The sequence below is a fragment of the Modicisalibacter ilicicola DSM 19980 genome (assembly GCF_900128925.1).
GTDB classification, from domain to species: Bacteria; Pseudomonadota; Gammaproteobacteria; order Pseudomonadales; family Halomonadaceae; genus Modicisalibacter; species Modicisalibacter ilicicola.
On sequence record NZ_FQUJ01000007.1, the window covers coordinates 208,831 to 220,667 of the forward strand.

Genomic DNA, 11,837 nt, shown 5'->3' on the forward strand with positions numbered 1-11,837 from the left:
CATCCTAGAGCACACCCTGGGGATAGGATCCCAGCACCTTCACTTCCGCCGCCCGCAGGCGCACTTCCTCGAGTACCGCGGCGACCTCGGGCTGGTCGCGATGCCCCTTGAAGTCGATGAAGAACACGTAGTTCCACACACCGGAGCGCGACGGCCGCGTCTCGAGGCGGGTCAGGTCGATCTGGTGGCGATGGAACGGCTCGAGCAGGTCGTGCAAGGCGCCTGGCTGGTTGCGCATGGCCACCACCAGCGAGGTCTTGTCGTCGCCGGAGAGAGGCACGTCCTGGTTGCCGATGATCAAGAAGCGCGTCGAATTGTCCGGGCGGTCCTCCACCTTCTCGGCGATCCTCTCGAGACCATAGAGCTTGGCCGCCATGTCCCCGGCGATGGCCGCGCTGTGCCATTCGGTCTTGATCAGGCGTGCGGCCTCGGCATTGGACGACACCGGCACGCGTTCGGCGTGGGGATAGTGCGCGTCGAGCCATTTGCGGCACTGGGCGAAGGACTGGGGATGGGAGTAGATGCGCGAGATCTTGTCCTGGCGGGTGGTGCTGGACACCAGCAGATGATGGTGGATGCGCAGCACCACCTCGCCACAGATGCGGATCGAGGAATCCATGAAGGAGTCCAGGGTGTGATTGATCACTCCCTCGGTGGAGTTTTCCACCGGCACCACCCCATAGCTGACGGCCCCCGCCTCGACCTCACGGAACACCTCGTCGATCGCCGCCATAGGCAGGCTTCTGGCGCTGTCGCCGAAATGCTTGAGGGTAGCCTGCTGGGTGAAGGTACCCTCGGGCCCGAGGTAAGCGACCTTGACCGGCTGCTCCAGGGCGAGGCACGCGGACATGATCTCGCGGAACAGCCGGGCCATCTCCTCGGCATCCAGCGGCCCCTTGTTGAGCGCCATGATGCGCCGCAGGACCTGGGCCTCCCGCTCCGGACGATAGAACGTCGCGCCCGGGTCCGAGGCGCTCTTCACCTGCGCCACCTGCTGAGCGCAACTTGCCCGCTCGCTGATCAGGCGCAGGATATCGGTGTCGATCTGGTCGATACGCTGGCGCAGCTCGTCGAGGTCGACCGGGGATTCATTCATGTGTTTTCCTCTCTAACCATGGCGCCGTTCAAAATCATCCATGAACCCCACCAGCGCCTCGACCGCCGCCTCGCTCACCGCATTGTAGAGGCTGGCGCGCATGCCGCCGACGCTGCGGTGCCCCTTGAGGTTGAGCAGGCCCGCCATTTCGGCCTCCTCGAGGAAGACCGCGTTGAGCCTCTCGTCGGCCAGCACGAAGGGCACGTTCATGCGCGAACGGTTGATCGGCGCGATGGGATTGGCGTAGAAGTCGCTGCCATCGATGGCGGCATACAGCCTGGCGGCCTTGCGCGCGTTGATGGCGTGCATCGCCTCGAGGCCGCCCACATCGTTCCTCAGCCAGTCGAACACCAGCCCTGCCAGGTACCAGGCATAGGTGGGCGGGGTGTTGTACATCGAGCCGTTCTCGGCCATGACCCGATAGTTGAACATGGTCGGCGTCTCGGGTCTTGCCCGATCCAGCAGGTCGTCACGCACGATCACCAGCGCCAGCCCCGCCGGCCCGATGTTCTTCTGGGCCCCGGCGTAGATCACCCCGAACCGGGAGACATCCAGGGACCCCGAGAGGATCGACGAGGACATGTCGCAGCACAGCGGCACGCTCTCTTTCGACGGGGTTTCGGGGATGTAGTCGAAGGCCAGGCCACCGATGGTCTCGTTGTCGGTGTAGTGCAGGTAGGCGGCATCGTCGGAGAGGCGTATATCCTCGGGCCGGGGAACTGCCGTCAGGCCATTCTCCTCGCTCGAGGCGGCGACGTGGGCCCCGGCCAGATGCCGGGCCTCGGCAATGGCCTTCTTGCCCCAGATGCCGGTGTACAGGTAATTGGGCGTACCGCCCCGGCCCAGCAGGTTGAAGGGCAACATGGCGAACTGGGTCGAGGCCCCGCCCTGCAGGAACAGCACCCGGTAGTCGTCCGGCACTTGCAGCAAGGCACGCAGGTCTGCCTCGGCGGTTTCGGCGATGGCCATGAACTCGGGACTGCGATGGCTCATCTCCATCACCGAGAGCCCCCGCCCCTGGTAGTCGAGCAGTTCGCTCCGGGCTCGTTCCAGCACCGGGGTGGGCAGCGCGGCGGGACCGGCGCAGAAATTGTGGTGTCGTGTCATCGGCGTGGTGTTCCGTCTCAGCTCAAGCCTTATTCCTCGTTCGGGGTCTCGTCTACGCTGCCGCTCTCGTCCGCCCCCAGTGCCTCCTGCGGTTCGTTCTCCGACTCATTCTCGGATACGGGCTCGTCGATGCGCACCGTCTTGACCAGGGACTCGGCCTCCCCGAGACGAATCAGCATGACGCCCTGGGTGTTACGCGAGGTGATGGACACCTCCTCGACCCGGGTGCGCACGAGGGTGCCGCGATCGGTGATCAGCATCATCTCGTCGCTGGTCGCCACCTGCATGGCCGCGACCATCGCACCATTGCGGGCACTGGTCTGCATGGCGATCACGCCCTGGCCGCCCCGGCCACGCAGCGGAAACTCCTCGAGCCGCGTGCGCTTGCCGTAGCCATTCTCGGAGGCGGTCAGGATATAGATCTGGCCATCGCCATTCGCGACCGGCACCTCTCCCGATGCCTGCTCGTCAACGAGCTCGACGTCCGCCTCGCTGTCGATCTGGGTCGAGCGCGGAATGATCAGGCTGATCACCTCGGCGCCCTCGGCGAGACGCATCCCGCGCACGCCCCGGGCGGTACGCCCCATGGCGCGCACGTTGGTCTCCTCGAAGCGAATCGCCTTGCCATTGGATGAGAGCAGCATGGCGTGATCGTGACCCGAGGTGATGGCCGCGCCCACCAGGCGATCGTCCTCGTCCAGGTCGATGGCGATCAGCCCGACACTGCGCGGCCGGGAGAACTGGTCGAGGCTGGTGCGCTTGACGGTGCCCTTGGCGGTGGCGAAGAAGATGAAGCTGTCCTCGCGATATTCCCGCACCGGCAGCATGGCATTGATCGACTCGTCCTCGTCCAGCGGCAGCAGGTTGACCAACGGCTTGCCCCGAGAGCCACGGCTGGCGGCGGGAATCTCGTAGACCTTGAGCCAGTAGACCTTGCCCTTGTTGGAGAACAGCAGCACCGTGTCGTGGGTCGAGGCCACCAGCAGATGCTCGATGACGTCCTCGTTCTTCATGCTGGTCGCCGACTTGCCGCGCCCACCCCGGCGCTGGGCCTGGTAGTCGCTGATCGGCTGGGTCTTGGCATAGCCCGAGCGCGAGATGGTGACCACCATGTCCTCCTCGGCGATCAGGTCCTCGATGGTCAGATCGAGGCGACTGACCTGGATCTCGGTCTTGCGCGCATCGCCGAACTGATCGCGCAGGGCGATGAGTTCGCCGCGGATCACCTCGAGCAGACGATCCGCCGATGCCAGGATCTCGGTCAGTTCGGCGATCTTCTCGAGAATGCCGAGGTATTCGTTGAGCAGCTTTTCGGTCTCGAGGCCGGTCAGGCGATGCAGGCGCAGCTCGAGAATCGCCTGGGCCTGGGCCGGCGACAGCCGGTATTCGCCGCGATTGTCGGAGAGCCCGTACCCTTCCTCGAGGTCCTCCGGCTTGCAGGAGGTGGCACCGGCGCGGTCGAGCATGCCGGTGACCTGACCGGGCTGCCAGGAGCGCGCGAGCAGGCGTTCCTTGGCCTCGGCGGCACTCGGCGAGGCCTTGATCAACTCGATCACCTCGTCGATGCTGGAAATGGCCACTGCCAGGCCTTCGAGGATATGGCCGCGCTCCCGGGCCTTCTTCAGCTCGAAGAGGGTGCGCCGGGTCACCACCTCGCGACGGTGGCGCACGAAGGCTTCGAGAATTTCCTTCAGGTTCAGAATCTTGGGCTGGCCATTGTCCAGCGCCACCATGTTGATGCCGAACACGGTCTGCAACTGGGTCTGGGCGAACAGGTTGTTGACCACCACCTCGCCGGACTCGCCACGCTTGACCTCGATCACCACCCGCAGGCCGTCCTTGTCGGACTCGTCGCGCAACTCGGCGATGCCCTCGATGCGCTTTTCCTTGACCAGCTCGGCGATCTTCTCGATCAGGCGCGCCTTGTTGACCTGATAGGGCAACTCGGTGATCACGATATGGTCGCGCCCGCTCTTCTCGTGGTGCTCGATGCTGTGCCGTGCCCGCACGTAGATGCGTCCGCGCCCGGTGCGGTAGGCCTCGAGGATGCCGGCCTTGCCGTTGATGATGCCGGAGGTGGGGAAATCGGGGCCGGGGATGTACTCCATCAGGTCGTCGATGGTCAGGGTATAGTCGTCGATCAACGCCAGGCAGCCGTCGATGACCTCGACCATGTTGTGCGGCGGTATATTGGTCGCCATGCCCACGGCGATGCCCGAGGCGCCATTGACCAGCAGATTGGGCAGCTTGGTGGGCAGCACGTCGGGAATGCGCTCGGTGCCGTCGTAGTTGTCGACCCAGTCGACGGTGTCCTTCTCGAGATCGGCCAGCAGCTCATGGGAGAGCCTGGCCATGCGCACCTCGGTGTAACGCATGGCGGCGGCACTGTCGCCGTCGATGGAACCGAAGTTGCCCTGGCCGTCGACGAGCACGTAGCGCATCGAGAAATCCTGGGCCATGCGCACGATGGTGTCGTAGACCGCGCTGTCGCCGTGCGGGTGATACTTACCGATGACATCGCCGACCACGCGAGCGGACTTCTTGTAAGGCTTGTTCCAGTCGTTGCCCAGCTCATGCATGGCGAACAGCACGCGCCGGTGCACCGGCTTCAGGCCGTCGCGCACATCCGGCAGCGCGCGGCCGATGATGACGCTCATCGCGTAATCGAGGTACGACTGCTTCAGCTCGTCCTCGATGTTGACGGGCAGAATTTCTCTGGCGATGTCACCCATGGGTCGTTAAATCCTTTGCACTACAACTGATAAGCGCTGGCACGAGGCAGCAACCGTGGAACCGCGCCCGCCCTCGCGGGAAATAGGGATCAGCCCTCGGACCGGGCTATCACAATCGGGAGATTGTACCATCACGCGGCCCGTTTAGGCAGCGCGGGAACCTCCCGCCGGCGACGTCACTCCTCGACTTCCAGCACCAGGGGCTCGAGCACGCTGCGCAGTTTTTCGTCGATGCGCAGGGAACGCCCGGTGCGCGTGTCGAGCACCACGAAGGTGAAGTCGGCGTCGGCAATGCGCTTGCCGTCGGAGACACGGTTGATGACCTGGTGCATCACCGCATGACGACCGCTGATCTTCGACAGCGAGCTGAGGATTTCCAGATCGTCGTGAATGACCGCCGCACGGCGGTAGTTGATGTTCAGGTTGACGGTGACCACCGCCAACCCCTCGTTGAAGAGCGCTGCCAGATCGAACTGCTGCTCGAAATATGCCCAACGCCCTTCTTCGAGAAACTCGAGATAACGCGCATTGTTGACATGCGCATAGCCATCCAGATGGAAACCGCGCACACGCACGGTGGAACGGGCGATTCGGTGGTCCACGCTGCCACTTCCTGTAGTTGTCGGTTGACGTTGAACGAATACGGGGCGCTTGATCGACTCATTCGGTACTCTTACGAGACTGGCACCCCCGGGGGCTATTCGACATAATATGCCTCCTTTTAATCCGGGGCGACACCATGTGGTTCAAGCACTTACACCTTTATCGCGTGCACGACGCACCGGCGCTGAACGGCGGCGACCTGAGCGAAGCACTGAACGAGCAGGCCTTTCGCCCCCTGGGAGGCGTCGAAGCCCGCCGCCTGGGCTGGAGCACGCCCGCCGGACGCGACAGCGAACGGTACCTGCACGAGATCCAGGGCCATCGCCTGCTGTCTGCCCTGCGCCAGGAGCGCCTGCTGCCGGCCTCGGTGGTCAAGGAGGAAGTCGAGGCCCGGGCCGCCGACCGCGAAACCGCGGAAGGACGCCCGCTGCGCCGTCAGGAAAAGCAGGCGCTCAAGGAGCAGGTCTACGAGGAGTTCCTGCCTCGTGCCTTCGTGCGCACGCAACGCCTCGACCTGTGGTGGGACACCCGGCGCGACCTGATCGGCATCAACGCCTCGAGCCGCAAGCGGGCCGAGGATGTCCTCGACCTGTTGCGCCAGACCCTCGGCAGCCTCAAGGTGACGCCACTGGCCACTCGCACCCCCCCGACTCGCGCCATGACGGAATGGCTCGGCGACGCGACCCGGCGACCCGGCGGTCTCGCACTGGGCGACCAGGTCGAGCTCAAGGCATCGAGCGGCGACGACAGCGTGCTGCGCGGGCGCCAGATGGACCTCGATGGCGAAGAGATCCAGACTGCCCTGGAGGCGGGTCGCCAGGCGACACGCCTGGCGTTCACCATCGATGAATCGCTGTCCATGGTACTCGCCGACGATCTGGCGTTAAAGTCGTTGCGCTTCGCTGATACGCTTCTCGACGAGGCCAGCCAGACCGACGACGCCGGCGACCCGGTAGTGCGCCTGGAGACCGATTTCGCGCTGATGAGCAACGTGCTGGCCGACTCCATCGAACAACTCATCGACTGGCTGGGTGGCGAAGCCACCGCCACCGCATCGACACCATGACAGAACAACCGACTCAGGATCTCTTCGAGAACATCCGCCCCTACCACGACGACGAGGTCGCCGCGGTACTCGCTCGCCTCGCCCACGATGACGAGTTCCTCGATGCCATCACGCGCTACCGTCTCCCCCGGCTGGCGAAACATGCGCCCTGGCTGGCGCGAAGGCTGGCCGGCATCGCCATCGCGCGGCAGATGCGCGGCGTCGACAGTGTCGCCAGGTTCCAGGATCGCATCGCCTACTACATGCGGCGCATGCTCGCCTCCACTACCGACGCTTTCGAGGTGACGGGGCTCGACAAGCTCGACCCCGATACCGCCTACCTGTTCATCGGCAATCACCGCGACATCGCTCTCGATCCCGCCTTCGTCAATTACGCCCTCTACCAGGCCGGGCGCAACACGGTGCGCATCGCCATCGGCGACAACCTGCTCCAGAAGCCCTACGTCACCGACCTGATGCGGCTCAACAAGAGCTTCATCGTGCCTCGCTCCGCCCGGGGCAAGCGGGCCATGCTCGCCGCCTACCAGGCGCTCTCGAGCTATATCCGCCATTCGATCACCGTCGACAATCACTCGGTCTGGCTGGCCCAGCGCGAGGGTCGCGCCAAGGACGGCATCGACCGCGCCGACCCGGCGATCGTCAAGATGCTGACCATGGCGCACCGCCAGCAGCACAAGGCAGCCAGCTTCGGTGATGCCATCCGGGAACTGCGCATGGTGCCCGTATCGATCAGCTACGAATATGACCCCTGCGATCTCCAGAAGGCACGCGAGCTTCACGCGCTGCACACCGAGGGGCGTTACGAGAAGGTCGAGTTCGAGGACATTCGCTCCATCGTCGCCGGCATCACCGGCGCCAAGGGGCGCATCAAGCTCAGCTTCGGCGAGGTATTGACCGCGGACTTCGAGAGCCCCGACGAGGTCGCCGACGAGATCACCCGCCAGGTGCTCGACGGCTACCACCTGTTCTCCAGTCATGAACTGGCCCTCGAAGCGAGCGAACGCGCGCCCGACCTGGTCGATCTGAGCGAGGTCACGATGGCCGACCGGGAGCGTTTCGAGGCGCGGTTGAACGAGGTTCCCGAGCAGCTGCGCGACTGGTGGCTGGCCCAGTATGCCAACCCGGTCCTCAACCGTGCCGGGCGACTGGCAGATGCCTAGGCAAGACACCTCGACGACCGATACCCGCGCCGCCCACAAGGTGACGCTGGTCGGTGCCGTCCTGGACAGCATCCTGGGCGTGGCCAAGATGATCGTCGGCTATGCCGTGGGCTCCGCCGCCCTGGTCGCCGACGGCATCCACTCCTTCTCGGACGTGGCCACGGATGCCTTCGTCCTCGCCGCCACCCACTTCGGCCGACAGGCGCCGGATCACGATCATCCCTACGGTCACGGCCGCATCGAGACCCTCGGCACGCTGCTTTTGGGCAGCATCCTGATCTTCGTCGCCGGCGGCATCGCCTGGGCCAGCCTGAGCCGTCTTATCGAAGGGGTCGCCATCGCGCCACCCGGCCCCTGGGCCATCGCCCTGGCCGTGGTCGCACTGGCGGGCAAGGAATGGATCTTTCGCTATACCCTCAGGGTGGCCAGACGCATCGGCTCGCGATTGCTCGAGGCCAACGCCTGGCATTCCCGCAGCGATGCCCTGTCGACGGTGGTGGTACTGGTCGGCCTGGTCGGTGCACAGTTCGGGATCGAGTGGCTGGATGCCGTGGCGGCCATCGCCGTCGGCCTGCTGGTGGGGCATATCGGCACCTCGCTGCTCTGGGACGCCAGTCGCGAGCTGATCGACACGGCCCTGCCCGAGGACGAGCAGCGCGGCATGCGCTCCCTGGCCCAGCGGGTGCCCGGCGTGCGCAGCGTGCACAAGCTGCGTACCCGCACCCTGGGCGGCCAGGTGCTGCTCGATCTGCATCTGGTGGTGGCGCCCCGGGTCACCGTGTCCGAGGCCCACGAGATCGGCAATCAGGTCAGTCGCGAACTCTGCCGGGAATATCCACGCCTGGCCGATGTGACCTTTCATATCGATCCCCAGGATGACTCCAACGCACCCCCGCCGGTCAAGCTGAGCGGCCTGCCGCTGCGCGCCGACATCGAGGCCGCGCTGGAGCGGGCCTGGGGCGACATGCCCGTCTGGCAACGGCGCATCGCGCTGGACCTTCACTATCTGGACAACCGGGTCGATGTCTCGCTGTACATCCCCCTCGGGGAACGCCATGACCTCGATACCCAGGCCCGGGAACTGCGCCAGGCCGGGGAAGGCCTCGAATGGCTGGGCTGGCTGCGCATCTGGCAAGGGCCGGGAAAGGCGTGAAGCGCAGCTGCTCCTGCCGCACCCTCGTTCCCTCCGAGCAGTCAACGAAATAGCCTGGAAAAAGGCGCCAATTGGAGCGTTCGGCCGATTTCGTCGTCAGGTATGATCGACGTCATTTTCGATCCATGCCTGAGTATGCCCCCTCCTTCCATGCGCCTCTCAAGCATCGTTATCGCCCCTCTCCGGCCATGACCCAGGAGACCGCGGATGTCATTGATCAAACAGCTCTGGCTGACTCTCCTGGTGGTCCTTGCCCTGTCTTTCGCGGGAAGCCTGACCATCTCCCTGGTGACCGGCACGCATTACTTCGAAGAGGAACTGCGCACCAAGAACATCGACAACGCCAACGCCCTGGCACTCTCCCTGAGCCTGATCGACAAGGATCCCTGGGTCATCGAGGGCGTGCTAGCCGCGCAGTTCGATACCGGCCATTACCGGCGCATCGAGCTCGTTGCTCCCGAAGGGGAGCCTTTGATGCGTCGCGCGAGCGAGACGGCGACATCCGGCATCCCGGCATGGTTCGTCCGGCTGGTGGAACTTTCCATTCCCCCCGGTGAGGCGGTCATCCTCCAGGATCAGAAGCAGTACGCCACCGTCGTCGTCGAGAGCCACCAGGGCCATGCCTACCGCCTATTGTGGCAAGGCACCATCGACCTGCTGATCTGGTTCACCATCGCGAGCGTGATCGGCGCCAGCCTGGTCTGGTGGATCATGGGCACGATACGACGCCCCTTGCGGTCCGTGATCGCTCAGGCCAGCGACATCGGCCAACGCCGCTTCAGCGTCTGCGAGGAACTGCCACGCCCCCGGGAACTGCGCCAGGTCGTGCTCGCCATGAACCGGCTTTCCGGCGCCATGCGCGCCCTGTTCGCCGAGGAGTCCCGGAAACTCGATCGATTGCAGCGCCAGTTGCAGCAGGACGATATCACCGGCGTCACCAAACGCGGCATCTTTCTCCATCAGGTCGACACTGCATTGAACGGTGACGACCACGGCACCGCGGGCCACATCGCCATGGCACGCCTTGCCGGCCTCAACGAACTCAACGAACGCCTGGGTTATACCGCCACCAACCAGTTGCTATCGAGCTTCGCCGACATGCTCGTCGACCTGGCCTCGCACTACGATGGTGCCCAGGTAGGCCGACTCAACGGCAGCGATTTCGCCTTGCTGCTTCCCGGCAACGAGGCCACTGCCCACCTTCAGGCGCACATCGAGGCCCAGCTGAACGCCCAGTTCGACGGTGCCTCCCTGCGGGTCGCCTCGCCCATGGCCGTGGCGCCCTATCACCAGGGCGATCGTCGCCGAGAACTGTTCAGCGCCCTGGATGGCGCCCTGGCCAAGGCCGAGGAACGAGGCGGCAGCACCGTCGAGGCGGTTGCCGTCGACCTCCGCCATCAGATCTATCGGACCCACAAGCAGTGGCGCCATGCCCTCGATCAGGCCATGAAGGCCGAGGGCATTCGCCTGGCCCGTCATCCGGTACTCGACGATCGCGGCAGGCTGATCCACTACGAAGCTTGCGCACAACTCAAGCTGGAGGACGAGTGGGAGTCCGAGGGCACCTTCCTGCCCTGGCTTTCCCGTACCGGCCTGAGCAGCGAGTTCGATCTGGCGGCGGTGAAGACGGCACTCGCCGCGATCGACGAACAGGGCAGGCCATTGAGCATTCGTCTATCGAAAGACGCACTTGGCGACGCCCGGTTTGCCACGCAACTGCGTCAGTGCGTGGCGCTGCATCCGGAGGCCGCCCGTCGGCTGTGGATCGAGGTGCCCGAATCCACCGCGGTCAGAAACAAGGAGATCTTCCGCAACCTCTCCCTGGAGCTTCGCCCCCTGGGCTGCAAGATTGGCCTCGCCCATGCGGGCCCGGAGTTCGCGAGGCTTCCCGACCTCCACGACCTGGGCCTGAGCTACATGAAGATCGATGCCTCCCTGGTTCGGGACATCCACTCCCGAAAGCGCACGCATCCCTTGCTGGGTGGCATCGTCACCCTGTGTCACTCCCTCGGCATCAAGGTCATCGGCGAGAGTGTGACCAGTCATGCGGAGCGTCGCTGCCTGCTCGACCTGGGACTCGACGGGGTGACCGGTCCCGGCATTCGACTCCACCTGGGGCTGGTCAAGGAATAGCCAGGCGCCGTGGTGCGTCGACACCCGCTCGATGCCTGACGAGGGGAGCCGGCCCATGCTATCTTCCTTGCAGATCATTCATCTGGGAGACCCCATATCATGGCCGGTTCCGAAATGCAGAAGATTCGCGTCATCAACGAGCTTCGGCACTTCATCAAGAAGCTGCTGCAGGACCCGAAGATTCTCGAGCAATCCCTGGAAATCGCGCGTCAGGCGTATCGGGAACGCGCCGAGAATGGCTATGCCAACGAGCAGGAGATGCTGGCGAAGATCGCCAACGAGATTTCCGATACCACCAGCGTGCACATACCGGAAGACCCGAGCGAACACTCCGAGGCAGACAAGCTCTATCTGGAAGTATTGAAGGAGGTAGTGGCCGAGGAGCAGGCGCTCTACTAGTGCCGCCCGAAGGATAGGTTTTCGTATGAGCACGTCTTACCGGGCGATGGTCGTTACCCCATCGCTCGCTGAAGCGAGCTCCTTGTGTCTCTCGAGAGGGGGTGATTAGCTACCACCGCCTCACTGGTCTGGAGGGTAACCCGTCGAGCTCCTGATGGGCACAGACCCTGATCCGTAGATAGGCCCCTCCAGGCACCTTGATCTCAATAGTTTGAACGGTATCCAACGCCCCTCGCATCGACGAGAGAGGCTGTACGAAACAAGGCAAGACAACGAGATGGCACATATCGGCATTGACGTCAGCAAGCAGAAACTCGACTGCCTGTGGGTCCGCGACCTGGACAAGGGCAAGGTCAAGACCAAGGCTTTCCCCAACCGTCATCCGAAC

9 protein-coding genes are annotated in these 11,837 nt (G+C 64.4%); 5 read left to right on the forward strand and 4 right to left on the reverse strand.

Annotated features, from left to right (window positions below; genetic code table 11):
• Positions 1-4 precede the first annotated feature (4 nt).
• From pheA to BUA41_RS09915, 4 genes are all read right to left on the reverse strand, one after another.
• Positions 5-1,096, reverse strand: coding sequence for a prephenate dehydratase (gene pheA, locus BUA41_RS09900; protein ID WP_072822283.1), 1,092 nt, complete (start codon positions 1,094-1,096; stop codon positions 5-7).
• 12 nt (positions 1,097-1,108) lie between these two features.
• Positions 1,109-2,203 carry a 3-phosphoserine/phosphohydroxythreonine transaminase gene (serC, locus tag BUA41_RS09905; RefSeq protein WP_072822285.1) on the reverse strand — a complete coding sequence of 365 codons (1,095 nt, stop codon included), beginning with the start codon at positions 2,201-2,203 and terminating at the stop codon, positions 1,109-1,111.
• Positions 2,204-2,232: 29 nt separating this feature from the next.
• Entirely contained in the window at positions 2,233-4,935 is a 2,703-nt protein-coding gene (gene gyrA, locus BUA41_RS09910) for a DNA gyrase subunit A (RefSeq protein ID WP_072822288.1), read from the reverse strand.
• A 176-nt stretch (positions 4,936-5,111) separates the two neighbouring features.
• Positions 5,112-5,537 (reverse strand): acyl-CoA thioesterase, encoded by a 426-nt coding sequence (locus BUA41_RS09915; RefSeq protein WP_072822290.1) that lies wholly within the window; start codon positions 5,535-5,537, stop codon positions 5,112-5,114.
• A gap of 137 nt (positions 5,538-5,674) precedes the next feature.
• Here BUA41_RS09915 and BUA41_RS09920 point away from each other — a divergent pair, with 137 nt between their 5' ends.
• The 5 genes from BUA41_RS09920 (at position 5,675) to BUA41_RS09940 (ending at position 11,449) form a co-directional block, all read left to right on the forward strand.
• Entirely contained in the window at positions 5,675-6,604 is a 930-nt protein-coding gene (locus BUA41_RS09920; RefSeq protein WP_072822292.1) for a recombination-associated protein RdgC, read from the forward strand.
• The gene (locus tag BUA41_RS09925; RefSeq protein ID WP_072822294.1) at positions 6,601-7,764 is read left to right on the forward strand and encodes a 1-acyl-sn-glycerol-3-phosphate acyltransferase; all 1,164 of its coding nucleotides are present in this window, start codon (positions 6,601-6,603) and stop codon (positions 7,762-7,764) included. Before BUA41_RS09920 ends, BUA41_RS09925 begins: the two co-directional genes overlap by 4 nt.
• Positions 7,757-8,917, forward strand: coding sequence for a cation diffusion facilitator family transporter (locus tag BUA41_RS09930; protein WP_072822296.1), 1,161 nt, complete (start codon positions 7,757-7,759; stop codon positions 8,915-8,917). Before BUA41_RS09925 ends, BUA41_RS09930 begins: the two co-directional genes overlap by 8 nt.
• Before the next feature lie 207 nt (positions 8,918-9,124).
• Positions 9,125-11,050 (forward strand): bifunctional diguanylate cyclase/phosphodiesterase, encoded by a 1,926-nt coding sequence (locus tag BUA41_RS09935; protein ID WP_072822298.1) that lies wholly within the window; start codon positions 9,125-9,127, stop codon positions 11,048-11,050.
• 99 nt (positions 11,051-11,149) lie between these two features.
• A complete protein-coding gene (locus BUA41_RS09940; protein WP_072822300.1) occupies positions 11,150-11,449 on the forward strand; it encodes a hypothetical protein in 300 nt (99 codons plus the stop codon).
• Positions 11,450-11,837: the final 388 nt, after the last annotated feature.

What these genes read in the sequence shown, in the direction of transcription:
- pheA (WP_072822283.1), bottom strand. Translation starts at nt 1,096, where the DNA reads ATGAATGAATCCCCGGTCGACCTCGACGAGCTGCGCCAGCGTATCGAC.
- serC (WP_072822285.1), bottom strand. Translation starts at nt 2,203, where the DNA reads ATGACACGACACCACAATTTCTGCGCCGGTCCCGCCGCGCTGCCCACC.
- gyrA (WP_072822288.1), bottom strand. Translation starts at nt 4,935, where the DNA reads ATGGGTGACATCGCCAGAGAAATTCTGCCCGTCAACATCGAGGACGAG.
- BUA41_RS09920 (WP_072822292.1), top strand. Translation starts at nt 5,675, where the DNA reads ATGTGGTTCAAGCACTTACACCTTTATCGCGTGCACGACGCACCGGCG.
- BUA41_RS09925 (WP_072822294.1), top strand. Translation starts at nt 6,601, where the DNA reads ATGACAGAACAACCGACTCAGGATCTCTTCGAGAACATCCGCCCCTAC.
- BUA41_RS09930 (WP_072822296.1), top strand. Translation starts at nt 7,757, where the DNA reads ATGCCTAGGCAAGACACCTCGACGACCGATACCCGCGCCGCCCACAAG.
- BUA41_RS09935 (WP_072822298.1), top strand. Translation starts at nt 9,125, where the DNA reads ATGTCATTGATCAAACAGCTCTGGCTGACTCTCCTGGTGGTCCTTGCC.
- BUA41_RS09940 (WP_072822300.1), top strand. Translation starts at nt 11,150, where the DNA reads ATGGCCGGTTCCGAAATGCAGAAGATTCGCGTCATCAACGAGCTTCGG.